This is a genomic window from Leisingera sp. ABM4_101, from assembly GCF_056158725.1.
On the sequence record NZ_JBSWTV010000002.1, the window covers coordinates 3205818 to 3229659 of the forward strand.

At 63.2% G+C, this 23842-nt stretch carries 26 protein-coding genes; 15 read left to right on the top strand and 11 right to left on the bottom strand.

Features of this window, described 5'->3' with window-relative positions; all coding sequences use genetic code 11:
* Positions 1–17: 17 nt before the first annotated feature.
* Positions 18–512, bottom strand: coding sequence for a putative pterin-binding protein (locus ACXAEK_RS16840; protein ID WP_475043622.1), 495 nt, complete (start codon positions 510–512; stop codon positions 18–20).
* Positions 513–830: 318 nt separating this feature from the next.
* On the opposite strand from ACXAEK_RS16840, the gene ACXAEK_RS16845 reads away from it, so the two are divergent.
* On the top strand, positions 831–1445 hold the full coding sequence (locus ACXAEK_RS16845) for a response regulator (RefSeq protein WP_475043623.1): 615 nt from the start codon (positions 831–833) through the stop codon (positions 1443–1445).
* A 24-nt stretch (positions 1446–1469) separates the two neighbouring features.
* Here ACXAEK_RS16845 and ACXAEK_RS16850 read toward each other — a convergent pair whose 3' ends face one another.
* Entirely contained in the window at positions 1470–2699 is a 1230-nt protein-coding gene (locus ACXAEK_RS16850) for a cytochrome P450 (protein ID WP_475043624.1), read from the bottom strand.
* A 162-nt stretch (positions 2700–2861) separates the two neighbouring features.
* Between ACXAEK_RS16850 and ACXAEK_RS16855 the strand changes: the two genes are divergently transcribed.
* Entirely contained in the window at positions 2862–3224 is a 363-nt protein-coding gene (locus ACXAEK_RS16855; RefSeq protein ID WP_475043625.1) for a TfoX/Sxy family protein, read from the top strand.
* 64 nt (positions 3225–3288) lie between these two features.
* Here ACXAEK_RS16855 and ndk read toward each other — a convergent pair whose 3' ends face one another.
* On the bottom strand, positions 3289–3711 hold the full coding sequence (gene ndk / locus ACXAEK_RS16860) for a nucleoside-diphosphate kinase (protein ID WP_475043627.1): 423 nt from the start codon (positions 3709–3711) through the stop codon (positions 3289–3291).
* A gap of 198 nt (positions 3712–3909) precedes the next feature.
* Between ndk and ACXAEK_RS16865 the strand changes: the two genes are divergently transcribed.
* The 5 genes from ACXAEK_RS16865 (at position 3910) to ACXAEK_RS16885 (ending at position 7894) form a co-directional block, all read left to right on the top strand.
* Complete coding sequence (locus ACXAEK_RS16865) at positions 3910–4188, top strand: hypothetical protein (protein ID WP_475043628.1); 279 nt, start codon at positions 3910–3912, stop codon at positions 4186–4188.
* Between the two features lie 83 nt (positions 4189–4271).
* Positions 4272–6128 (top strand): ABC-F family ATP-binding cassette domain-containing protein, encoded by a 1857-nt coding sequence (locus ACXAEK_RS16870; protein ID WP_475043630.1) that lies wholly within the window; start codon positions 4272–4274, stop codon positions 6126–6128.
* The gene (locus tag ACXAEK_RS16875; protein WP_475043633.1) at positions 6125–6745 is read left to right on the top strand and encodes a MarC family protein; all 621 of its coding nucleotides are present in this window, start codon (positions 6125–6127) and stop codon (positions 6743–6745) included. Before ACXAEK_RS16870 ends, ACXAEK_RS16875 begins: the two co-directional genes overlap by 4 nt.
* A 44-nt stretch (positions 6746–6789) precedes the next feature.
* Positions 6790–7371, top strand: a complete 582-nt coding sequence (locus ACXAEK_RS16880) for a retropepsin-like aspartic protease family protein (protein WP_475043635.1) — start codon at positions 6790–6792, stop codon at positions 7369–7371.
* Positions 7372–7477: 106 nt separating this feature from the next.
* Positions 7478–7894: a globin domain-containing protein gene (locus tag ACXAEK_RS16885; RefSeq protein WP_475043637.1), complete on the top strand. Its 417-nt coding sequence runs from the start codon at positions 7478–7480 to the stop codon at positions 7892–7894.
* A gap of 18 nt (positions 7895–7912) precedes the next feature.
* Here ACXAEK_RS16885 and ACXAEK_RS16890 read toward each other — a convergent pair whose 3' ends face one another.
* From ACXAEK_RS16890 to ACXAEK_RS16900, 3 genes are all read right to left on the bottom strand, one after another.
* Positions 7913–8458: a CHAP domain-containing protein gene (locus tag ACXAEK_RS16890; protein ID WP_475043638.1), complete on the bottom strand. Its 546-nt coding sequence runs from the start codon at positions 8456–8458 to the stop codon at positions 7913–7915.
* A gap of 140 nt (positions 8459–8598) precedes the next feature.
* A complete protein-coding gene (locus ACXAEK_RS16895) occupies positions 8599–9057 on the bottom strand; it encodes a DNA polymerase III subunit chi (protein ID WP_475043640.1) in 459 nt (152 codons plus the stop codon).
* Between the two features lie 6 nt (positions 9058–9063).
* Positions 9064–10539: a leucyl aminopeptidase gene (locus ACXAEK_RS16900; RefSeq protein WP_475043642.1), complete on the bottom strand. Its 1476-nt coding sequence runs from the start codon at positions 10537–10539 to the stop codon at positions 9064–9066.
* Positions 10540–10741: 202 nt separating this feature from the next.
* On the opposite strand from ACXAEK_RS16900, the gene lptF reads away from it, so the two are divergent.
* From lptF to ACXAEK_RS16935, 7 genes are all read left to right on the top strand, one after another.
* On the top strand, positions 10742–11869 hold the full coding sequence (lptF, locus tag ACXAEK_RS16905) for an LPS export ABC transporter permease LptF (protein WP_475043643.1): 1128 nt from the start codon (positions 10742–10744) through the stop codon (positions 11867–11869).
* Positions 11866–12969, top strand: a complete 1104-nt coding sequence (gene lptG / locus ACXAEK_RS16910; RefSeq protein ID WP_475043644.1) for an LPS export ABC transporter permease LptG — start codon at positions 11866–11868, stop codon at positions 12967–12969. The genes lptF and lptG overlap by 4 nt, the downstream gene beginning before the upstream one ends.
* Positions 12953–15133: an LPS-assembly protein LptD gene (locus ACXAEK_RS16915; RefSeq protein ID WP_475043645.1), complete on the top strand. Its 2181-nt coding sequence runs from the start codon at positions 12953–12955 to the stop codon at positions 15131–15133. Before lptG ends, ACXAEK_RS16915 begins: the two co-directional genes overlap by 17 nt.
* Complete coding sequence (locus ACXAEK_RS16920) at positions 15118–16377, top strand: peptidylprolyl isomerase (protein WP_475043647.1); 1260 nt, start codon at positions 15118–15120, stop codon at positions 16375–16377. Before ACXAEK_RS16915 ends, ACXAEK_RS16920 begins: the two co-directional genes overlap by 16 nt.
* A complete protein-coding gene (pdxA, locus tag ACXAEK_RS16925) occupies positions 16374–17345 on the top strand; it encodes a 4-hydroxythreonine-4-phosphate dehydrogenase PdxA (protein ID WP_475043649.1) in 972 nt (323 codons plus the stop codon). Before ACXAEK_RS16920 ends, pdxA begins: the two co-directional genes overlap by 4 nt.
* 84 nt (positions 17346–17429) lie before the next feature.
* Positions 17430–18272 (top strand): 16S rRNA (adenine(1518)-N(6)/adenine(1519)-N(6))-dimethyltransferase RsmA, encoded by an 843-nt coding sequence (rsmA, locus tag ACXAEK_RS16930; protein WP_475043651.1) that lies wholly within the window; start codon positions 17430–17432, stop codon positions 18270–18272.
* Between the two features lie 38 nt (positions 18273–18310).
* The gene (locus ACXAEK_RS16935; protein WP_475043653.1) at positions 18311–19078 is read left to right on the top strand and encodes a pyridoxine 5'-phosphate synthase; all 768 of its coding nucleotides are present in this window, start codon (positions 18311–18313) and stop codon (positions 19076–19078) included.
* A 78-nt stretch (positions 19079–19156) separates the two neighbouring features.
* Here the strand turns inward: ACXAEK_RS16935 and ACXAEK_RS16940 are convergent, their stop codons facing one another.
* The 3 genes from ACXAEK_RS16940 to prfA all read right to left on the bottom strand — a co-directional run bounded on the left by ACXAEK_RS16940 (position 19157) and on the right by prfA (position 21966).
* Positions 19157–19843 carry a DUF4167 domain-containing protein gene (locus ACXAEK_RS16940; RefSeq protein WP_475043654.1) on the bottom strand — a complete coding sequence of 229 codons (687 nt, stop codon included), beginning with the start codon at positions 19841–19843 and terminating at the stop codon, positions 19157–19159.
* Between the two features lie 213 nt (positions 19844–20056).
* The gene (prmC, locus tag ACXAEK_RS16945; RefSeq protein ID WP_475043656.1) at positions 20057–20908 is read right to left on the bottom strand and encodes a peptide chain release factor N(5)-glutamine methyltransferase; all 852 of its coding nucleotides are present in this window, start codon (positions 20906–20908) and stop codon (positions 20057–20059) included.
* A gap of 2 nt (positions 20909–20910) precedes the next feature.
* On the bottom strand, positions 20911–21966 hold the full coding sequence (gene prfA / locus ACXAEK_RS16950) for a peptide chain release factor 1 (protein WP_475043657.1): 1056 nt from the start codon (positions 21964–21966) through the stop codon (positions 20911–20913).
* 60 nt (positions 21967–22026) lie between these two features.
* Between prfA and ACXAEK_RS16955 the strand changes: the two genes are divergently transcribed.
* Entirely contained in the window at positions 22027–22326 is a 300-nt protein-coding gene (locus ACXAEK_RS16955) for a hypothetical protein (protein WP_475043659.1), read from the top strand.
* Positions 22327–22622: 296 nt separating this feature from the next.
* Here the strand turns inward: ACXAEK_RS16955 and ACXAEK_RS16960 are convergent, their stop codons facing one another.
* Entirely contained in the window at positions 22623–22928 is a 306-nt protein-coding gene (locus tag ACXAEK_RS16960; protein ID WP_475043660.1) for a hypothetical protein, read from the bottom strand.
* Positions 22929–23362: 434 nt separating this feature from the next.
* Complete coding sequence (locus tag ACXAEK_RS16965) at positions 23363–23803, bottom strand: DUF1499 domain-containing protein (protein ID WP_475043662.1); 441 nt, start codon at positions 23801–23803, stop codon at positions 23363–23365.
* Positions 23804–23842 lie beyond the last annotated feature (39 nt).

Sequence of the window (23842 nt, forward strand, 5' to 3'; positions counted from 1 at the left end):
CCGCTCCCGACGGCAGCTCACGGCTGGATCACGATCCGATCCAGCTGCCAGATGCTGCGCGAATAGACCTCCTCGGTCCGGTAATCCGGGTTGCTGTCATAAGGGTAGACCACCCACAACGGCCCCTTATTGCGCAGCGACATTTCTGCACCATTGCGCTCATACGCGACAATCGGGCCGCCCTCGACCGCATCTGACACCGGAATCTCCACCGAGTAGTCATTGACCGCATGGGCCACCATCCGGCCGCTGCCGGCCCCCATCTGCCCCACCAGGGCGGCCAGCGGCACGCCAGTGAACTGCTGCGGGCCGGTGGTCCAGATGGTTTCTGTTTCAAAGGTGACGGCAGCCAGAGCGCGGAGATCATCTATTGTGTATTCCGCAGCAGGTTCAGTACCGTTCTCAACTGACACGGACAAAAGCACCGGCTGATCTTCTGCAAGCGCGCCCCCGGCCCAAACCAGCACCGCAACCGCTGCCGAAACCGCGGTGCGCGACATCAATCCTCTCATCCCGGCACTCCTTTTTTCATGCCAAACATCAACAACCGGACGCAGAATGCCACATCCGCGCCGCCCGGAAACCGGCACCGGAGGATAGGTTCCTAACCTTCCGTATAGGGCGCCCAACCGCCAGAGTAGCTCCAGCACCCTAATGTTGGCTTACCAGGCTCATATTCACCGCGGTATTATCTGAAAAATGCTAACGGATTTCAGGAGACGCCCGCTATGATGATGCCTGCTGCCAAAACGCAATCGAGGGTTGACGGTTTTGAAACACTTGTCGCGGTAGACTGGGACAGGGAATTCAGAAACAGGTCCAAGGGTTTTATGCGTATTCTGCTGGCAGACGATCATGACATGGTCCGCGAAACCATCTCCGCTTATCTTAAGTCTGAAGGGGGCGCTGAGGTTTCCCTGGCGACAGATCTTCCCGGGGCCCTATCGCAGATTGGCGAGCAGGGGCCATTCGACCTGGTGCTGCTGGACTACAACATGCCAGGCATGATGGGGCTGGACGGCCTGGCCAAGGCGCTGGAGGCCAACGGCGGAAAAGGCGTCGCCATCTTGTCGGGGAGCGCGCCGGCCCGCACCGCCCAGGATGCCCTGGATGCCGGTGCCATCGGCTTCATCCCCAAAACCATGGGGGCGCAATCTTTGCTGAATGCCGTGCGTTTCATGAGCGCAGGCGAAATCTACGTGCCCGTCGACCTCATGCGCGAGGAAGCCGCCGCCAGCACCCATCCGCTGGCCGAAAAGCTAAGCCCGCGCGAACTCGAGGTGCTGGACGGTCTGTGCCGCGGCCTCTCGAACAAGGAAATCGCCCGCGAGCTGGAGCTGCAGGAGGTGACCATCAAACTGCATGTGCGCACGCTGTGCCGCAAGCTGGAGGCCAAGAACCGCACCCAGGCCGCGCTGACTGCCAAGGCGGCAGGGCTGTTCTGATCCGCCCGGGCGCAGCCCCGGCCTTCAGCCCAGATCCGCGGGCAGCGCCGCGTATCCGCGAAAGCGGATGCGCCCGCCCGGCACCCTGCCGGAACGCAGCCGGTAGCCCGGATAGCGGCGCAGGAAGCGTTCTATCGCAATTCTCCCTTCCAGCCGTGCCAGGGTCAAACCAACGCAAACATGCGGCCCGCCGGCAAAGGCCAGATGCCGGTTTGGCGTGCGGCCAATGTCGAAGACCTCCGGATTTTCAAACACCTCCGGGTCCCGGTTCGCGGCCCCTATGACCAGGTGCAGGTTAGTGCCTGCAGGGATCCGCACACCGCCGATCCGGGTCCCGGCGGTGGTTTCCCGGTTGCCCAGCTGATTGGGGGAGCGGAACCGCAGGATTTCCTCCACCGCCGGCTTGATCAGCTCCGGATGTTTCAGCAGCCGCTGCCGCTGCTCCGGGTAATCGTGCAGCAGTGCCAGCCCGTTGCCGATAAGGTTGGTGGTGGTTTCATGGCCTGCATTCAGGATGAAAATGCAGTTCTGGATCAGCTCAATCTCACTAAGCGCCCCGTCCGCGCCCTCACCGCGGATCAGCCGCGTCAGCACGTCGGTTTCGATATCCCCCGGCCTGGCCCGGCGCCGTGCAATCAGCTCCTGCAGATAGCTCTTGAACTCTTCCACTGCGCGATGCCCTGCCGCCAGCTGCGCCGGACACAGCGCAGGCTCCAGCGCGCCGAGGATTGCCAGTGACCAATCCCGCAGCGGCGCCCGTTCCTCCATCGGCACATCCAAAAGATTGCCAATGATCTGGATCGGAATCGTAGAGGCAAAATCGGCAATCAGATCCGCGCTGACCTTGCCTGCCATCGCCGCCAGCAGGTGATCCACGGTTTCAATCAGCCCAGGTTCCATCTTCGCAATTGCCCGCGGTGTCAGCGCCGAGGTCATGATCTTGCGCACCCGGGTGTGCAGCGGCGGGTCGGAAAACACCAAAGAAGTAGTGTGATGCTCAAACAGCGGGGAGCCTTCGCCGTATTTGGGCGCAAACACCCGTTTCTTGTCCGAGGAAAACAAAGCTGTATCACGGTAAATCCTGTCCAGATCCGCGTGACGGCAAACCAGCAAGGACCCGTCCGGCTGCGGCAGCACCGGAGCGCCGCGCAGCAAGGCGTCGTAGAAGGGAATAGGATCCTCCACAAAGCCCTCCGGCGGGTTTTCCAGATCAAATCCCTCAATATTTACAAGCGCATGCGCTCCACCGTTCATCCGTCATCCTCCCACCGGTTCCGCAAGACAGCGTTTCCGCCGCAAATGCGACTGTCAATTGCCCATGCCGCCCCGGAACCCAGCGTCAGTCTTTGGCTGCAGATTTACGGCGATGCTGGATTCCTGCGTGACATGCGTCCGCCGCGCGGATAGAAACAAACCATGAACACAGCAATTTCCTCCATCCGCAACCTTGGCCCCGCCTATGAGGAAGCCTGCCACAGGGCCGGGATCACTTCGGCCGAGGACCTACGCGCCATTGGCGCTGATGCGGCCTATGCCAGGCTGCTGCAAACCGGCACCCGGCCGCATTTCATCGGCTATTACGTGCTGGTGATGGCGCTGCAGGGGCGGCCGTGGAACGATTGCAAGGGCAAGGAAAAGGAAGAGCTGCGCAAGCGGTTCGACATGATCAAGGCCGATGTCCGCCCTCAGCACAGTTCGAAACTGCTGTCGGAACTGGATGCCATCGGCGTGCGCGCCACACCTGCGGATCTGAGAATTTCCGGACCCGCGCCGCGCTGACCGCCCCAAAAGAAAAGGCCGCCCCGAAACGGGACGGCCTCAATTCATCCGGAAAGCTGACGGCTTAGCCGACCAGCTCGAGGCCGGAGAAGAAGTAGGCGATTTCCACAGCAGCGGTTTCCGGTGCGTCGGAACCGTGCACGGAGTTTTCGCCAACCAATTCAGCGAACTCGGCGCGGATGGTGCCAGCAGCTGCGTCTGCCGGGTTGGTGGCGCCCATGACTTCGCGGTTTTTGGCAATGGCGTTTTCGCCTTCCAGAACCTGAGCAACGATCGGAGCGGAGGCCATGAATTCGCACAGTTCGTCGTAGAACGGACGCTCGGCGTGCACCTTGTAGAACTCGCCCGCCTGCGCCTTGGTCAGGTGGATGCGTTTTTGCGCAACAACGCGCAGGCCTGCTTCTTCAAACTTGGCGTTGATTGCGCCGGTCAGGTTGCGGCGGGTTGCATCGGGCTTGATGATCGAGAAAGTGCGTTCCAGTGCCATGGGGCAAACTCCTGTGCTGAAAAGCCGGACGTCATGCCCGGCCCGTTACGAATTGCCGCCCCGATAGCATGGCTCTGTGACAGGATAAAGAGGGGATTGCGCAGCTTTGACGCAGCTGCTGTTTCGGGGTTGCAATTGCCCGACCATTATTATCAGGTAATTGCGCGCGAACAGGGTTGAAACTCGAAACAAGGTTGAATGATGAAACCTGCTCTTGCTCTGATCGCCTGCCTCGCAGCTGCTCCGGCCTATGCCGCTGAAACGCCCCTGCCAATGACCTACGGGCTATTCGAAACAGCCGTAGCCCACACCGACCTGGACAGCTGCCCGCCGCAGCTTGCCAAACCGGACACCTTCTGCCGCGCAACCCTGCGCCATGACGAGATCCATGTGTTTGCTTTCAGCCGTGAAGACGGCAACCCATTGGTCGGCTTTGCCTCCTATTCCTTTGACGACATCGCGCAGCATCTGAACTAATTCCTGCGCCTGTCGGGGCCGCCAGCCGCCGCCAGCGCCCTCCCCCATTGACAACACCGCAGCACTGCCGCAGTGCTCCGTCCATGTTACGCATTCAGGACATCACCTATTCGGTTGAAGGCCGCCCCCTGATCGAGGGCGCCTCCGCCACTATTCCCACCGGCCACAAGGTCGGGCTTGTCGGGCGCAACGGCACCGGCAAGACCACGCTGTTCCGGCTGATCCGGGGCGAATTGGCGCTGGAGACCGGCAGCATATCTCTGCCCTCCAAGGCCCGCATCGGCGGTGTTGCGCAGGAAGTTCCCTCCTCCGACGTGTCGCTGACCGACACCGTTCTGGCTGCCGACACTGAGCGCGCCACGCTGCTGGCAGAGGCGGACAGCGCCACTGATCCCGCCCGGATTGCCGAAATCCAAACCCGCCTGACGGACATCGACGCCTGGTCGGCTGAGGCGCGCGCCGCTTCGATCCTCAAGGGCCTGGGTTTTGACGATGAGGACCAGAAACGCCCCTGCTCCGCCTTCTCCGGCGGCTGGCGGATGCGGGTGGCGCTGGCAGCAGTGCTGTTTGCCCAGCCCGACCTGCTGCTGCTGGACGAACCGACCAACTATCTCGACCTTGAAGGCGCGTTGTGGCTGGAAAGCTACCTGGCGAAATACCCGCACACGGTGGTGATTGTCAGCCACGACCGCGGCCTCTTGAACCGCGCGGTGGGCGCTATCCTGCACCTGGAAGACAAGAAACTCACCCTTTACCAGGGCAATTACGACACATTCGCCGAAACCCGCGCCGCCCGCATTCTGGCGGCTCAATCGGAAGCCAAGAAGCAGGAGGCCCGCCGCGCCCACCTGCAAAGCTTTGTTGACCGGTTCCGCGCCAAGGCGACCAAGGCGAAACAGGCGCAGGCCCGCCTCAAGATGATCGCCAAGATGAAGCCGATCACCACCCCGCAAGAGGCCGCCCTGCGCGCCTTCACCTTTCCGGAGCCAGAGGAAATGTCCCCGCCGATCATCCATATCGAGGGCGGCATCACCGGCTATGGCGACACCGAAATCCTGAAGCGGCTGAACCTGCGGATTGACCAGGACGACCGCATCGCTCTGCTGGGCAAGAACGGCCAGGGCAAGTCGACCCTGTCGAAACTGCTGGCCGGCCTGCTGCCGCTGATGGCGGGCAAGATGACCCGGTCCTCCAAGCTGCGCATCGGCTACTTCGCCCAGCATCAGGTGGATGAGCTTTATGTCGATGAAACCCCGCTCGACCACCTGCGCCGCCTGCGCCCGGATGAGGCGCCTGCCAAATGGCGGGCGCGGCTGGCGGGCTTTGGCCTTGGCGCCGCACAGGCCGAGACCGAAGTCGGGCGTCTGTCCGGCGGCCAGAAGGCGCGGCTGTCGCTGCTGATCGCCACCATCGACGCGCCGCATATGCTGATCCTCGACGAGCCGACCAACCACCTGGATATCGAAAGCCGCGAGGCACTGGTGGAGGCGCTGACCGCCTATTCCGGCGCGGTCATTCTGGTCAGCCACGACATGCATCTGCTGAGCCTGGTCGCAGACCGGCTGTGGCTGGTCTCGGACGGCACCGTCAAACCCTATGACGGTGATCTGGAAAGCTACCGCGCCCTGCTGCTGGCACGCGACAGGCCCGCGGCCAAGGCGGAAGCGCCCAAGCCGGCCAAGCCCAAGCGCGCCTCCCGCGAGGTGCTGATTGCCCTGCGCTCAGAGGTCCGCAAGTCCGAGGCTCGGGTCGAGAAGCTCAGCGAAATGCGTGAAAAGCTTGACGAAAAGCTGGCCGACCCTAGCCTGTACGAACCGGGCAAGGCTGGCGATATCGAAGTCTGGCAAAAGAAACACGCTGAATGCATCGAGGCGCTGGAGCGGGCCGAGGGCCTGTGGATGGACGCGCTGGAGAAGCTGGAGCAGGCAGAGGCACAATGATCGACACCGCATTCCTGATCACATCCTTTGTGACCTTGTTTGTCATCGTCGACCCGATCGGGCTGACGCCTGTCTTCATTGCCTTGACGCAGGGCACGCCCCCGGCGCGCCGCCGCTCCATCGCGCTGCGGGCGACGATCACGGCGGCTGTGCTGCTGGCAATCTTCGCCGCCCTGGGCGAGGCGGTGCTGGGCTTCATCGGCATCTCCATGCCCGCCTTCCGGGTGGCCGGCGGCGTGCTGCTGTTCCTGACCGCGCTCGACATGCTGTTTGAGCGCCGCAACAAACGCCGTGAAGACCGCAGCGAGGAAGATGATTTTGACGACCCGTCCGTTTTCCCGCTGGCTATCCCGCTGATCGCTGGCCCGGGGTCGATTGCCACCGTCATTCTGCTGTCCGGCCAGAAGCCCGGCATTGCCGGTTTCTTTATGGTGATGGGTGTGGTGGCCGCGGTGCTGGCGATCCTGCTGGTGATGTGCCTGTTCTCTGGCCTGTTTGAACGGCTTCTGGGCAAGACCGGCATTACCGTTGTCACCCGCCTTTTGGGGATGCTGCTGGCGGCGCTTTCGGTACAATTCGTGCTGGACGGATTGCGCGCTTTTGGCTTTGCCAGCTAGCATAACGCCCCGGCCCGCCTACATTATAATCAGGAGGTGAGCATATGGGCGAATATGAAATCGGGCGGTTTATCTATCTGATCATCCTGCTGGTGGCGGTCGGGTCCTGGGTCTTTGTCCAGAACCGCCAAAGCATCGGAAAAACGCTGCAGATGTTTGCCGTCTGGGGTTTCATCTTCCTTGGCGTGATTGCCTCCTATGGGCTGTGGGACGACATCCGCCAGACCGTCCGCCCGCAGCAAAGCGTTGCCCTGGATGCAGGCCGGGTCGAAGTACCGCGCGCGCCTGACGGCCACTATTACCTGACTTTGGACGTTAATGGCGCCGCCATCGAGTTTCTGGTCGACACCGGTGCCAGCCAGGTGGTGCTGAATGCGGCTGACGCCCAGCGCGCGGGCATTGATACGGGAAACCTCGCCTTCCTTGGCCGGGCGCAAACGGCCAACGGCGAAGTGCGTACTGCTTCTGTCTGGGTCAATGAAATGTCACTCGGCGGGATTACCGACACCGATGTGCGCGTCTGGGTCAACCAGGGGGAACTGGATCAATCCTTGCTTGGCATGGGCTACCTTCAGCGCTGGTCCAGCATCGAAATCCGCAACGGCGCGCTGGTGCTGACCCGCTGATCCGCCCTTCCCGGGCAGCAGTCCTTGAGACGGATCAAGGACGCGCCACGGCGCTGTGCCTAGTCTGGAGGGGATCACTCCACTCAGAAAGGAGCGTGGCAAACCCGTGACCGAAGCAGAACTTGAACAACTCAGAGAAAGCTACAGCAAGCTGACAGAAGACGCTGGCCGCACGCCGACGTATTTCTATGATGCGCTGTTCCGCCATGCACCCGGCCTGCGCCAGATGTTCCGCGAGGATCTTGAGGGCCAGGGGATGAAATTTATGACAACGCTGGGGGTCATTCTGGCCCGGTTGGACGATGAAACCGCCGTTGATCCGCAATTTCAGGAGCTCGGCAAGCGGCATACCAGCCTCGGCGTGCTGAGCACCCATTTCGCCCCGATGGAGGAAGCGCTGATTGACACGCTGCGCCATGCGCTGGGCAGCGGCCTCACCCCGGAGCTGGAAAAACTGTGGCGCCGGGCCTTTGGGGAAATCTCCAGCCGGATGATCCAGCGCGGCAATATTCCGGACCGCTGAGCGCGGACCGGACAGCCCTCAGCCTTCGTCCTGGGACGGCAGGATGAACCCGTTGACGGGATAAACCCGGCCAAAGGCGCCCGGATTGCTTTCCAGGCGCACGGCGGACCAGTCGTTATCCTGGGAGACGTCGACCACCGCCATCCCCAGCGAGATCCTGTTGCGGTGCCAATTGGCGTGGTTGACCTCAATGTGGCGGGAATCCTCGACCTTGGAGACCACCGCGACATGCCCTAGCGGGTTGGAGCGCGTGGCGCTGAAGGCCATCACCGCCCCGGTTTGCGGTTCGTTGCCGCGGGCGAACTGCCCCTTTGCCTGCGCCCACCAGGTTTTAGCATTGCCGTATATTTCAATACCGCTGGCGTTACGGGCAAAGGGCACGCACCAGACACGCTTGCCGCTGGACTGCAGGTTCTCCACCTGGCTCACTGCAAACTCCAGCCGCTCTGCCTCGACCTCCGCCCGGCTCACCGATCCGTTCGGCGCCCCGGCACAATTGGCCAAAACCAGCAGCCCTGCTGCAACAAGCGGCAACCGCCGCGCCCGCGCAAACGCACGCTTCATGGTGATCCATCCCCCGGTCGTCTTTTCTTATGGCCGGGAGCAATACTGCGAAATGCGCCGCCGCGCGAGAATTTCCTGCAGAGTTGAAACAAATCCGGAGCAGATTGGCAAAAAACCGCCGAAAGCGCTGAAACGGCAGGCTATTTCTCTGCCTTCTTCTCCCAGCGCCCGCTTTCCTCGGACCAGTACTGGGCCGAACATCCCGCTTCTGTCAGGCTTTTCCACTGGGTCCGGGCGTGCTGAACGGCCTCCGGATCAGTGCCGTCAAACAGAATGCAGACACGGCTCAGCGCCTGCACCTCCTCTGCGCTGACGGCGGCGCCATCCACCGCCATCACGCATTCCGGGTTATTGGCGGCTTGCGGCCCTGCCGTCAGCAGGATGGGCTGCAACGCATCATGAGGGCCGCCTGCCAAACCATGGGCCAGAAAGCTCTCCTCCGGTCCCAGCCACAGACGGTCATCCAGCCAGGCCATGCGCTCAGGATCACACCCGCGCACCGCAATGCGCCAGCCCGCCCCGCGCGCCTTATCCAGGAGAACCGGCAGGGTCTCCTCCAGCGGCCTGCGCGTCAGATGATAGAAATAGGCAGCCCCCATCAGATGTTATTCCGTCTCGAACTTATCCGCGACCAGACGGTTCAGCGCCATCACGCCCCAGCCGGTGGCTCCCTTCGGCGCATAAGAGGTATCGGATTTAACGGAGGCCACACCTGCAATGTCCAGATGGATCCAGGGCATACCGTCCTTGATAAAGCGCTGCAGAAACTGCGCCGCGGTGATCGAGCCTGCCGGACGGCCGCCGACGTTCTTCATATCGGCAATGCGCGATTTCAGCTGGTCGTCATAGGCCTTGCCCAATGGCATCCGCCAGGCGCCCTCATCCTCGGATTTGGCGGCCTTCAGGAATGCATTGCACAGATCATCGTCATTGGAGAATACACCGGCATTCTCATGTCCCAGGCCGATGATGATGGCGCCGGTCAGGGTGGCCAGGTCAATCACGCCTGCAGGCTTGAACCGCTCCTGCGCGTACCACAGCACATCACACAGAACCAACCGGCCCTCAGCGTCGGTGTTGATGATCTCCACCGTGTCGCCCTTCATCGACTTCACCACGTCGCCCGGGCGGGTGGCATTGCCTGATGGCATGTTTTCAACGAGACCCACCAGCCCCACCACATTCGCCTTGGCCTTGCGCAGCGCCAGCGCCTTCATGGTGCCGGTGACAACACCTGCGCCGCCCATGTCCATGGTCATCTCTTCCATGCCGCCTGCCGGCTTCAGGGAGATGCCGCCGGTGTCAAACACCACACCCTTGCCGACCAGCGCCAGCGGGGCCGCATCCTTGGCGCCGCCTTTCCACTGCATGACCGCCACCTTAGAGGGGCTGTCCGAACCCTGCCCCACGCTCAGCAGCGTGCGCATTCCCAGCTTTTCCAGTTCCGCCTCTTCCAGCACTTCGACCTCCAGGCCGATCGCCTTCATCTCTTCGATACGGCGGGCGAATTCAGTGGTGGTAAGCACGTTGGCCGGTTCATTGATCAGATCGCGGGTCATATGCACGCCCTCGGCGACCGCCAAAAGCGGCGCACAGGCGACTTCCAGATCCGCAGGTGATTTGGAGGCAATCACAACTTCGCCTTCAGGTTTTTCGTCCTTGGGCGATTTGTGATTTTCAAATCCGTAATCCCGCAGCGCGATACCAAGGGTCAGGTCCGCAGCCTTGTTCATACTGCCGGCCATTACTGTCAGCCGCTTGCCTGCCGCGCCCTTGATCAACTTTGCACCCGCCTGGCGCGCCTCAACCGGGGTCAGTTTGCGCGGCAGCACCAGCACATCCAGCGCCTCCGCCTGCATCCCCGCAGGCCAGCCCAGCGAAATCACATCCCCCGCCTTGACCTTTTTGAAGCCATCCGAATCGATCAGCCGGGCGATTGCCCCCTTGCTCAGCCTGTTGGCCGTGCGCGCAGCCTGATCCATGCTGCCCTCCGGCGTTACCATCACCGCCACGCGGCCGGTCATCGCGGACAGCGCCTTGGGGTCGTATTCAGCAAAACGGATCGGGGTAAGGCTGCTCATTTTCGGTGCGCTCCTGCTGGTTTCATCCGGTTCTTTGCCTAAGAGGTATCCTGCGCGGAAGCGCTTGACCAGACCTGGGCACACCGCGGCCATATCCGCGGTCCGCCGCCGATCGCAGCCCCTTGTGAGAATGCAGTTTTCCCCGCCGGGCAAATCCACTAAGGTCCGGCAAAATAACAATGGCAAGATCTGGGGGGATCGGGTGTCACGCTACGACAGGTATGTGCTGTCACAGTATCTGCTCTTCTTCAGCTTCTTCGCGCTGATTCTGGTGGCCGTGTTCTGGGTCAACCGAGCCGTTGTGCTGTTTGACCGCCTGATCGGCAACGGCCAGTCCGCCCTGGTCTTTCTCGAATTCACGGCGCTCACCCTGCCAAACCTGATCCGCATGGTGCTGCCGATTGCCGCCTTTGGCGCCTCGGTCTGGGTCACCAACCGCCTCAACAGCGAAAGCGAGCTGACCGTGCTGCGCGCCACTGGCACCAGCCCCTGGCAGATGGCGCGGCCAGCGCTGGTTTTCGGTGTCATCACGGCGCTGATGATGTCGGCGCTGACCCACTATCTGCTGCCCGCCTCGATCAGCCAGCTGGAGGTGCGCGAAGGCGAGGTATCCCGCAACATCACCGCCAAACTGCTGAGTGAGGGCGATTTTCTGCACCCGGCGGATGGCGTCACTTTCTATATCCGCCAGATCGACCCGGATGGCACCTTGAACGATGTCTTCCTGTCGGACCGGCGCGACCCGGAATTGACGGTGACCTATACCGGCGCGCGCGCCTTTCTGGTGCGGGATGAGACCAGCGCCCATCTGATAATGGTCGAAGGCATGGCACAGCGGCTGGACCATAACACCCAGCGGCTGTCGACCACGTTCTTTTCTGATTTTTCCTATGACATCAGCGCTTTGGCCCGCCAAGCTGAAAACCCGACCCGCAACATCCGCGCCATCCCCAGCCTGGAGCTGATGACCCGAAGCGCGGCCATCACCCGCAGCGACGGCTATTCCGCAGGCGCCCAGGCCGAAGAGCTGCACCTGCGCTTTGCCCGCGCGCTTGTCTGCATTGCAGTCACGCTGATCGGCTTCTCGGCGCTGATGCTCGGCACGTTCTCCCGCTTCGGGGTCTGGCGCCAGGCGATGCTGGCCTTTGTCATTCTGATCTTTGTCGAGGGCCTGCGCGGCGTGGTATCCGAACCGGTGCTGCAGGATGCCAGCCTGTGGCCGCTGATCTATGTCCCGACACTGCTGGGGCTTGCGGTCGCTCTGATCTTCCTGATCCTTTCCGCCCGCCCCAAGCGCATCCGCGCCCGCGCTGAGGAGGCCGCGGCATGAAGCTGGATCTCTATTACGCCCGCCGCTTTCTGCAATGGTTCATGGTCATCGTTGCGGTTCTGATGACGCTGGTAGTGCTGATCGACCTGAACGAACAGGTCCGCCGGTTCGAGGCCGCAGACCTCAGCCTGGCGCAGCTCGTGGGGCTGACGCTGCTGAATGTTCCGGCGGCCCTCAGCGAGTTCCTGCCGCTGATCATGATCCTCAGCACCATTGTGCTGTTTGTCGGCCTGGCCCGCAGCAGCGAACTGGTGGTAACCCGCGCCATCGGCCGCTCCGGCATCCGGGCGCTGGCAGCGCCGGTGCTGGCAGCCGCCGCGATCGGCGGCTTGGCCGTTACCATGCTAAACCCGATCGCAGCGGCCACGTCCAACCGGTACCAGGATCTGGCAGAGACTTATCACAATGGCGGCCCCTCGGCCCTGTCGCTCAGCGGTGAAGGGCTGTGGCTGCGCCAGGGAGGCGCCCGCGGCCAATCGGTCATCCATGCCAAAGGTTACAGCGGCGACGCCGCCGACATCACCCTGTTTGACGTCTCCATCCACGCCTATACCAATGCAGGCGGCCCGGTGCGCCGGATCATCGCCGAAACCGCCCGGCTGGACGGCAGCAACTGGGTGCTGGCCAATGCCAAGTCCTGGACCCTGGCGGCAGGCATCAACCCCGAAGCCAGCGCGGCGGAACATCAGGAGTTGCGGCTGCCGACCACGCTGACCACCGACCGGATCCGCGACACGCTGGGCACTGCCAGCGGCATTTCGATCTATGACCTGCCCGCCACCATCCGCGAGCTGTCCGCCGCAGGTTTTACCACCAAGCGTTACGAGGTCCGCTATCAGGCGGAACTGGCCCGGCCGCTGTTCCTGATCGCTATGGTGCTGGTCGGTGCGTCCTTTACCATGCGGCATGCGCGCTTTGGCGGCACCGGCCTGGCGGTGCTGATGGCTGTACTGCTTGGATTCGGGCTTTATTTCATCCGCAATTTCGCGCAAATCCTTGGCGAGAACGGGCAAATTCCGGTGGCTTTGGCTGCCTGGGCGCCGCCTGCTGCCGCAATACTTTTGACCTTGGGACTGCTTCTCCATGCCGAAGACGGGTAATCTGCGCCGGGCGCTGCTTCTTTCCGCCGTGCTGCCCTGGCTGGCGCTGTCCGCCCCGGCGCCGCAGGCGCAGACCGCGGCGCCGCCGGATGCCTCGCAGCCTGCGATGCTGGTGGCCGACCAGGTCTTCATCACCCCGGACCGCCTGCTGATCGCTGAAGGCAACGTTGAAGCATTTCAGGGCAACACCCGCCTGCGCGCCCAAAAGATCACCTTTGATCAGACCACTGGCACCCTGCAAATCGAAGGTCCAATCCGCATCGATCAGGATGGCGATATCACCATTCTGGCCAATGCCGCCGAGATGGACAGCGATCTGCGTAACGGTCTGCTGACCGGCGCCCGCATGGTATTCCAGCAGCAGCTGCAATTGGCCTCACTGCAGATGACCCGGGTCAGCGGCCGCTACACCCAGCTTTACAAAACCGCGGTAACCTCTTGCCACGTCTGCGAAGATGGCCGCCCGCCACTGTGGCAGATCCGGGCGGAACGGGTCACCCACGACCAGCAGGAACGCCAGCTTTATTTCGAAAGCGCACAGCTGCGGGTGCTGGATGTTCCCGTGTTCTACTTTCCGGCCATCCGCCTGCCCGACCCCTCGCTGGAACGCGCCAGCGGTTTTCTGATCCCGTCGCTGCGCTCCACCTCGAACCTCGGCACCGGGATCAAGGTGCCCTATTTCTTTACCCTTGGACCGCACCGCGACCTGACACTGGCGCCCTATATCTCCTCCAGCACGCAGACGCTGGACGTGCGCTACCGCCAGGCCTTCCGCCGCGGCCGGATTGAATTCAACGGCGCCTATACCCGCGATGACCTGTTTTCGGGCGAGGACCGCGGCTACATCTTCGGCCAGGGCCAGTTCGATTTGCCGCGCGATTTCCGGTTCACCTTCGACGTGAAGGCAGTCTCCGACGATGCCTATCTTGAGGACTACGGCCTCCCGGACCTGGACCGCCTGCGCTCAGAGGCGGTGCTGTCCCGGGCCAAGCGCGACAGCCTGTTCCGCACCTCGCTGACCCATTACAAGACCCTGCGCTCCAGCGAAAACCAGGCCGATATCCCTTCCGGCATTGCCGAGGCCTACTATCAGACCCGCCATTTCCCGGCCCTGACCGGCGGCGAACTGCGGCTGACGCTTCAGGGCCATGGGCACCGCCGCAGCTCCAGCCTGGAAGGCACGGCAACCGACAGCAACGGCCGCGACCTGGCCCGGCTCTCTGCTGACATCGACTGGCGCCGCAGCTGGCGCCTGGGCAACGGCATCCTGGCGGAATGGGAGTTGGGCGCCGCCGCCGATGCCTTCCGCGCCTATGACGAGGCGTTCTTCACCGAGGAAATCACCCGCCTCACCCCGCGCACCGCGCTCACCCTGCGCCTGCCGATGAGCCGCCGCGAGGCGGGCGGTGCCACCCAGTACCTGGAACCGATTCTGCAGCTGGGCTGGCGCGACGAGGGCGGCGGCAATGTGGTCAGCGAAGAAAGCCGTTTTGTCGAGTTTGACCAGGGCAACCTGCTGTCATTGTCGCGTTTCCCCTCGACCGACGCGCGCGAGGACGGGGTTACCCTGGTCTACGGCGCAAACTGGGCCCGGTATGCGCCAACAGGCTGGCAGGCCTTTGCCACCATCGGCCAGGTGCTGCGCAGCGACGGCGACAACCGCTTCACCAAAAGCTCCGGCCTCGGCGGCACGTCATCGGACCTGCTTCTCGCAGGCCAGATCAAATTCGGCGACGGTCTGGCAATTTCCACCCGCGGCCTGCTGAACGGCTCCCTGAATTTCTCAAAGGCAGAGCTCCGCGGCGACTGGCGCACGGACCGCTCCAGCCTGTCCGGCACCTACCTGTGGCTGGGCACCGATCCGGACGAGGACCGGCCAGAGGAAAGCTCAGAGCTGTGGGTCAACGGCAGCTACGACATCAACCCCAGCTGGTCGGCCAGCGCCCGGCTGCGCTATGACATCTCTGGCGCCCAGGCCACCCGCGCAGGCCTTGGCGTGGCCTACAGGAACGAATGCGTAACGGTCGACCTTTCGGTCAACCGCCGTTATACCTCAACAACAAGTGTTGAGCCGACAACAGATTTCGGCTTTACCATCTCACTCAGCGGATTTTCCGTAAAGAGCGGCAGCAAACAGTACAGGCGGTCATGCAGCAAGACGTGAATACCCGGTTCCGGGCTCCTTTCCTTTCCCGTGCTCTCAAATCCGCAGCCGCGCTGGCGCTGGCCGCGGGGCTGTCCTGGACCGGCCTGCCGGCCGGGGCGCAGAACCTGTTCGCCCCAGCGATCACCGTGAATGACGAGGTCATCACCCGCTACGAGCTGGAACAGCGCGCCCGCTTTCAGGCCGCGCTGCGGGTGCCGGGCGATCCGCTGGAAACCGCCCGCAAAGAATTGATCAACGACCGCCTCAAGCTCGCCGTCCTGGAGCAGGCGGGGATCACACCGGCAGACGAAGATGTCACCGCCGGCATGGAAGAGCTGGCAGCACGGGCCAACCTGTCGCTGAATGACTTTCTTACAGCCCTGCGCCAGCAGGGGGTCGAGCCGCAAACGCTTCGGGACTTCACCCGGATCGGCTTGGGCTGGCGCGAATTCTCCCGCGCCCGTTTCCTGTCCCGCGCCCGCCCGACCCAGGATGAAATCGACCGTGCAATGGGCGCAGCCGGCACCGGCAGCGTCCAGGTGCTGCTGAGCGAGTTCATTGTCCCGATCAACGAACAGAACGCCGCCCAGGTCGAAGAGCTGATCGAACAGGTGGCGCGGCTCAAGGGCTACGACAGCTTCTCCGCTGCTGCCGCCCAGTATTCCGCCGCTGCCAGCCGCAATGACGGCGGCCGCCTGCCCTGGATGCCTCTGACCAAACTGCCGCCGCAGCTGCAAGAGATCGTTCTGGCCTTGAAACCGGGTGAGATCTCCGAACCCCTGCCGCTGCAAAGCGCGGTTGCCCTGTTCCAGATGCGCGGTGTGCGCGAGGTCGAAGGCGCCGCCCCGCGCTATACCGCGATCGAATACGCCGCCTACTACGTGCCCGGCGGCCGCACGCCCGAAGGCCTGGCAGCCGCCCGCTCCGTGATGGACCGCGTCGACACCTGCGATGATTTCTATGGCCTCGCCCAGGGTCAGGATCCTTCGGTTCTGGACGTGCAAAGCCTGCCGCCGTCCGAGATCCCGCGCGACATCGCCCTGGAACTGGCCAAGCTGGATCCGAACGAAACCTCCACTGCGCTCACCCGCAACAACGGCGAGACGCTGATGGTGCTGATGCTCTGCGGCCGCACCGCTGATCTGGGCGAGGATGCCTCGCGCGAAACTGTTGCCAATGCGCTGACCGCGCAGCGGATGACGTCGCTGGTCGACAGCTACCTGGAACAGCTGCGGGCCGATGCGCGGATTGACATCAAATGAGCAGACCCGGGCCGATTGCACTCAGCTGCGGCGAACCCGCAGGAATTGGCCCGGAAATCGCCGTCAAGGCCTGGCAGGCCCTGCGCGGCAGCTGCCCGTTCTTCTGGATCGGCGACCCGCGCCATCTGCCTGCCGGCACACCGGTTTGCGAAATCGCCGCCCCGACTGAGACAACCGCCGTCTGTGCGGACCGTTTCCCTGTATTACCGCTGGCCTTTGGCGGCAGCGCTGCAAAAGGCACCGCCGATTTAGCCAACGCTGCCGGGGTGATCCAGGCAATCGAAACCGCCGTGAATCTGGTTCAGGCGGGCGAGGCCTCCGCCATCTGCACCGCCCCCATCCACAAGAAGGCACTGATTGACGGCGCAGGCTTTGCCTATCCGGGCCACACCGAGTTTCTGGCCGCCTTGGCGGGTCGCAGCCGCGTTGTAATGATGCTGGCCAGCGAACAGTTGCGGGTGGTGCCTGCCACCATCCATATCGCCCTGTCCGACGTTCCTGCCTCGCTGACGCCAGAGGCCCTGCGCGAAACCATAGAAATCACCGCTGCGGGCCTGCGGGAGCAATTCGGCATCGCCGCGCCGCGCATCGCCGTTGCCGGCCTCAACCCGCACGCAGGCGAGGGCGGCGCCATGGGCCGCGAGGAACTCGATTGGATCAACGCCCTGATCGGCCAGCTGCAATCAGGCGGCCTGAATGTCACCGGCCCGCATCCCGCCGACACCATGTTCCACGCCGCCGCCCGTGCCCGCTATGACGCGGCGGTGTGCATGTATCACGACCAGGCGCTGATCCCGATCAAGACGCTGGATTTCGACCGCGGCGTCAACGTGACCCTCGGCCTGCCCTTCATCCGCACTTCCCCCGACCATGGCACCGCCTTTGACATCGCAGGCACCGGCCAAGCCAACCCCTCCAGCCTGATCGAGGCCCTGAAGCTCGCGCAGACCATGGCCGCCAGCCCTTGATTCTTCTTCTGGCGGGAAATATCCCCGCCGGAGGCAAAAAAACCTCTGCGCACCGCCCGCGCCCAGCCCCAAGGCCCAGATGACATGAGTGCTATCGACTCTCTTCCCCCGCTTCGTGAAGTGATCGCAACGCATCAGCTCTCGGCCCGTAAATCGCTGGGCCAGAATTTCCTGCTGGATCTGAACCTCACCGCTAAGATCGCGCGGCAAGCGGGAGACCTCAGCGGCTGCGACGTGCTGGAAATCGGCCCGGGACCCGGCGGCCTCACCCGCGGATTGCTGGCCGAAGGCGCCCGCCGGGTGCTGGCGGTGGAGAAGGACAGCCGTTGCCTGCCCGCACTGCAGGAAATCGCCGCGGCCTACCCTGGCCGGTTTGATGTGATCAACGGCGACGCACTAGAGATCGACCCGCTCGAACACCTGACGCCGCCGATCCGCATCGCTGCCAACCTGCCTTACAACGTCGGTACCGAACTTCTGGTTCGCTGGCTCACGCCCAAAGACTGGCCGCCGTTCTGGCAGAGCCTCACCCTGATGTTCCAGCGCGAAGTGGCTGAGCGCATCGTGGCGCAACCCGGCTCCAAGTCCTATGGCCGCCTGGCGATCCTGGCCCAATGGCGGGCGGATGCAAAGATCGTGCTGTCGCTGCCCCCCGGTGCCTTCACCCCGCCGCCCAAGGTGTCCAGTGCCGTGGTGCATCTGGACGCCCTGCCCGCGCCGCGGTTCGAGGCTGACGCCGCGATCCTGTCACGCGTCGTTGCCGCCGCCTTCAACCAGCGCCGCAAGATGCTGCGCGCTTCGCTCAAGGGGGTCTCTCCCGATATCGAGGCGCATCTGACCGCCGCCGGCATCCCGCCCACCGAGCGCGCCGAGCAGGTGAGCCTTGAAGCCTTCTGCGCGCTGGCCCGCGAACTGGCCAAAGCCTGACCCATTCTCATCCGCCGCTGAACCGGAGCCCGCTTTTCATGACCCAAGCCGTCACGCCCCGCCCCACCTTGTTGTCCGTCAACGTCAACGCGGTTGCCTACCTGCGTAACAGGCGCGAGGTGCCCTGGCCGAACCTGATCGACATCTCCCGCGCCATCCTGCAGGCCGGCGCCCATGGCATCACCGTGCATCCCCGCCCGGACGAGCGCCACATCCGCTTTTCCGACCTGCCGGAGCTGGCGCGCCTCATCGCCGAAGAATTTCCGCAGGCCGAGTTTAATATCGAGGGTTACCCGACCCGCCACTTCATCGACCTGGTGCTGGAAAACAAGCCGCATCAGGTAACGCTGGTGCCGGACACGCCGGAACAGTCCACATCTGACCATGGCTGGGATTTTGCCAAAGACGGCGCCATGCTCCTGCCCATCGCTGAGGAATTCAAGGCAGCGGGCATCCGGGTCTCCTATTTCGTGGACACCAATCCTGCCGACCCTGCCCTGGCGCAGCAAGCAGGCGCAGACCGGATTGAGTTCTACACCGGCCCCTATGCCGACCAGACCGTCCCAGATGCAACCGCTCGTGAATTAGACAGGATTCGCCAGACCGCAGATGCCGCCCGTACCCTTGGCGGGCTGATGATGAACGCCGGTCACGACCTGACAGTCGGGAATCTGCCCGGCCTGCGCCAAGCGGTTCCGGACCTGGCCGAGGTGTCGATCGGCCACGGCCTGACCGCGGATGCGCTGATGCTGGGCTTCCCCGAGGCGGTCCGCCGCTATCTGAAGGTGCTCGGCCACGCGGTCTAAGCCCCCCGCGCCGTTTCAAAGAAAAACCCCCGGAGCCGCAGGGCCCGGGGGTTTACTTCATTCTCTGTTGCGGAGCGGTTACTCAGCAGCTTCAGCCGGGCCTTCTTCGGCCTTCGGCTTGGGCTTGGCGCGCGTGCGGGCGGGCTTTTTGGGCGCAGGCTCCCCGCCGCCTTCCGCAGCCGGAGCCGCCTCCTCAGCCTTAGCAGCCGGTTTGCGGCTGCGCGGTTTGCGGGCCGGAGCTTTCTTGGCAGGCGCCTCAGCCGGCGCGTCTGCTGCCGGACCTTCTGCCTGGCTTTCCGGCGTTTCGACCAAGCCGCTGTCCTGGCCATTGCCGTTTTCGCCGCGCGGATCAATCACCTCGGGCTGCGGCGATGCAGAAGGATCCGCGGCAGGCGCTGCATCGGCAGCCGCCGCTGCTTCGCGCTCCTGCCGCTCCAGCCGCTCGGCACGCTCACGGTCGCGCTCAGCCTGGCGCTCGCGGTTCTGGCGCTCTTGCTCTTCGCGGCGCGCCTCGATCTCGCGCTGCGCCTCATTCAGCATCCGCAGGTAATGCTCCGCGTGCTGTTGGAAGTTTTCGGTCGCAACCCGGTCATTGCTCAGCTGCGCATCGCGGGCCAGCTGATTGTATTTGTCGATAATCTGCTGCGGGGTTCCGCGCACCTTGCCTTCGGGACCGGAGCTGTCGAACACGCGGTTGACAACATTGGCGCCATTGGGACGGTTCCGGTTCGACTTGGAACGTGAACGTGATTTGGACGATCTCATCTGCCTAACGTCAGCCTTGAGTTAATGCGCCGTAGACCCAATCATGCGCGCCTCAGCGCCGGATCATCAGCTTTTTTGGGCTTGGTGCCGCGGGAAGGCCTGCAAAGGGTACTTCTCAAGCGGCTCCCTTTGAGTAACCATGTTACGAAGCCCCACACAAGGGGCACAAGAGTGTTTTCCGGTATTTTTCTTTCGAATATGCGAATTTTCGCGCTAAAAACCGCGATTTGCGCCGGAATGCGCACACACAACCCGGTCGCGCCCGTCCAGATCCTGCAGCACCGCAATGCCGCTCAGCCCCGCCATTTCCAGCAGCGCACTGACCGCCTGCGCCTGCGACGGGCCGATCTCCAGCAGCAGCCGGCCGCCTGGCGCCATATGCTGTGCAATATGCGCCGCAATCCGGCGGTAGGCGCCCAGGCCGTCGCCGCCGTCCGTCAGCGCTATTCCCGGCTCATGGCCGCGCACCTCCGCCGACAGGCCGTCCATCTCATCCAGTGCGATATAGGGTGGGTTTGACACGATCAGATCGAATTGGCCCTCAACCTTTTCAAACCAGTCGGATTGCTGAATATCCACACGCGCCTCGACCCGGTGCAGCACCGCATTGGCGCTGGCCTGCAGGCAAGCGGCCTCGCTGATGTCGACCCCCAGGCCGGAGGCCTCTTGCCGCTCCGCCAGCAGCGTCACCAGGATACAGCCCGAACCGACCCCCAGGTCCAACACCCGCGCATAGGGTTCCGCTAGCGCCGCCTCGATCAGGATCTCGGTTTCCGGCCGCGGGTCCAGCACATCGCGCGAGACTTTGAATCGGCGCCCGTAGAACTCCCGTTCGCCGATCAGATGCGACACCGGCACCCGCACGGCACGCAGTGAAATCAGCTGCTCATAGCGTTCGGCCACTTCCGCCGCCAGCTCCTCCGGCGCGATCAGCGTCACCCGGCTGGCCTCAATCCGTGCTGCGTGGGCCAGCAGCACCCGCGCATCCCGTGCCGGGTCCTGCACCCCAGCCGCCCGAAGCTTGGCTGTTGCTGCTGCCATTGCCTGTGCCGCGGTCTCTGCCATGGTTACTGCCCCATCTCGGCCAGCAGCCGCGCTTGATTGTCCGCGGTCAGCGCGTCGATAATCTCCTCCAGGTCGCCGCCCATCACCTGATCCAGCTTATAAAGCGTCAGGTTGATACGGTGATCGGTCATCCTTCCTTGCGGGAAGTTATAGGTGCGGATCCGCTCCGACCGGTCGCCCGAACCCACCTGGCTGGCCCGGTCCGCCGAGCGCTCGCTGTCGATCCGCTGCCGCTCCAGATCATAAAGCCGCGTCTTCAGCACCTGCATGGCAATCTCGCGGTTGCGGTGCTGGGACTTCTCCGAGGAGGTCACGATCAGCCCGGTCGGCAGGTGGGTGATCCGCACGGCAGAGTCGGTGGTGTTCACGTGCTGCCCGCCCGCACCGGATGCGCGCATGGTGTCGATACGAATGTCATTCGGGTCGATGTGGATATCCACGTCCTCCGCCTCCGGCAGCACCGCCACCGTCGCCGCCGAGGTATGAATGCGCCCGCCGCTCTCAGTTGCAGGCACCCGCTGCACCCTGTGCACGCCGGATTCATACTTCAGCCGGGCAAAGACATTCTCGCCCTTGATATGGGCCACCACCTCCTTGATGCCGCCCAGCTCGGTCACCTGTTCCTCGATGATGTCGAATTTCCAGCCCTGCGCTTCGGCATAACGCTGGTACATGCGCAGCAAGTCACCGGCAAACAGCGCCGCCTCATCGCCGCCGGTGCCGGGCCGGATTTCCAGCATCGCCGGACGCCCGTCAGCCGCATCCTTGGGCAGGAGCGCCAGCTGAAGCGCGTGCTCGGCCTCCGGGATCGCCTCCTTCAGCGCCGGGATCTCTTCCTCCGCAAGATCCTTCATATCCGGATCCGCCAGCATCAGCTCGGCCTCTTCCAGATCGCTCAGCAGCTTGCGGTAGGCGCCAATCTGCTCCGCCACCGGGCGCAGATCGGAATACTCCTTGGCCAGGGCGGCAATATCCCCCCCCCCGGCACCATCCGCCATTGCGGCTTCAAGATACTGAAACCGCTGCAGGATCTGTTCCAGCCGTTCTTCGGGGACCATGGGCGCGCCTATGCTTGTTCATGTTTTGGCCAATTCTGCCCATTGTGATATGCTAGAGCCATGCGACATGCCAGAGCCCTTATTGCCACAATCCTCCTCACCCTGCCTGGCGCGGGACTGGCGGATGTGACCGGACCGGGCGGCAAGACCATTGATTGCTACTGCACCGACAAGTCCGGCAGCCGCGTCGAACTGGGTGAGTTGCGCTGCCTGCAAGTCGACGGCCGCATGTTCATGGCACAATGCCAGATGTCCCTGAACGTGCCGATGTGGCGCGAGGTGCAAAGCAGCTGCCTGTCGGCGTCGCTGGGAAAAATGCCTGTGACGTCAGCCGCACCTTTGGAACTGCCGCGGCTCTAAGTCAGGGTTCCCTGGCTGTATTGCAGCCTCTGCGGCGAAATCACGTGTCTGGAAAACGCACCCTGTCTGGACGGATTCATTCTGCTAAATTCAATCTTCCCCTAGCTCATCCCGTAACATCACCGCAAGCCATTCAGGCATGGCAGACACCTCAGCCTTGCTGCCGCAGAGCGGGCAAACGATGCGCACCCAACCACTGTTGAAATCAGTCGCTGACGATGCATTTCCGTGATCGGCTCAACGTGACCACAGTTGCACACGTTTCCCCTTGGTATCGACATGATTTTAGACAGATTCTAGCGCTCCCAATCGGGGAACTCCAGTGCCCGAAGCGCGCTGTCCAGCTTATCCTTGGTCGCCGTGGCGAGTTCTATATGTTCATGATCCTTTCGCTTGAAGTCTTCACCATATTCAGCCCTTAGCGTACCAAGCAGATCCTCTATCCAACATGACGCCTCATCCAAACGTTTCCTCTTTGACCCACTGCAAATATCACGGTCTTCCGGGAGTTCTTTCCCATAGCCCTTGGCTTTTAGCACCCGCTTAAGGTCAATGACCCGCCCGTTAGTCGCCTCAAGCAACCTCTTGAACTCGTCCTGCATCAGACATGCTCCATCAGTACCAGCTTCTACACCCTCAACTCGCTCTCCATAGGGTACGTCCACATTTCAGATTTTGAAGCAGTTCGTAGCACGCCTCCAATTCTGGCTCGTCGTTCCTTTGCTGGACCGAGCCTTACTGCCCTGTGTTCTCGCAAGAGTTTCAAAAGGTATTCCGAGGCCAGTTCCCTGCAAACATCCCCCCGGGTCAAGGGTGGCGCAGCCACCGCGCGCCAGCGCGGCTTGCCCTTGACGCGGCAAAAAAAACATAGTCGAAAACGCGTCTTCAGGGGCAGCCCTGCCCCTGAAGCGCTTCTCAGCAAACCAATGGCTCATCGGCCTATGGCCGATGAGCCTGCGCCGCGCGTCAGCGCGGCGCCACGCCCAACTGTGACGGGCTTTTTGCAAAAAGCCCGCGAACAGGCGGGAGCCCTAGCTCACTCGCCAGCGGAAGCAGCCTGCGGCGCCGCTTCCATCGCCGCCAGCCAGCCGTTGATCCGCTCCTTGTTGGCGCCGAGATCAGACCGGCCAAAGCGCAGCCGCGCATAGACTTTCAGCAGATCGCCATCCTGCGCCGCGGTGGTGTAGTCGGGAAACCCCAAAAGCTGCGTGCGGGTGATATAGGTCGCCATCCCGTCCGCAGGCCCGCCCGCCAGCACGCTGGTGCGCGGAGCGGTGCTGGCGATCCGGTGGAACCGCTCCAGCCCATCCGGCCCGGTGCGCACCACCCGGAACACGCCGCCGCGGAATTCCTTGTCCTCGGTGAACTCCGGCTGGGTGTTCCAATCCAGCGGATCGCTCGGCGCCAGCCGGATGAACCCCAGCCCGGCGACCACAGCGGCCAGCAACAGCCAGCCAAACAGCATCAGCCGCCTCATTGCGGTTTCAAGGTCAAACCTTGCCTCCTCCCTGCGCGG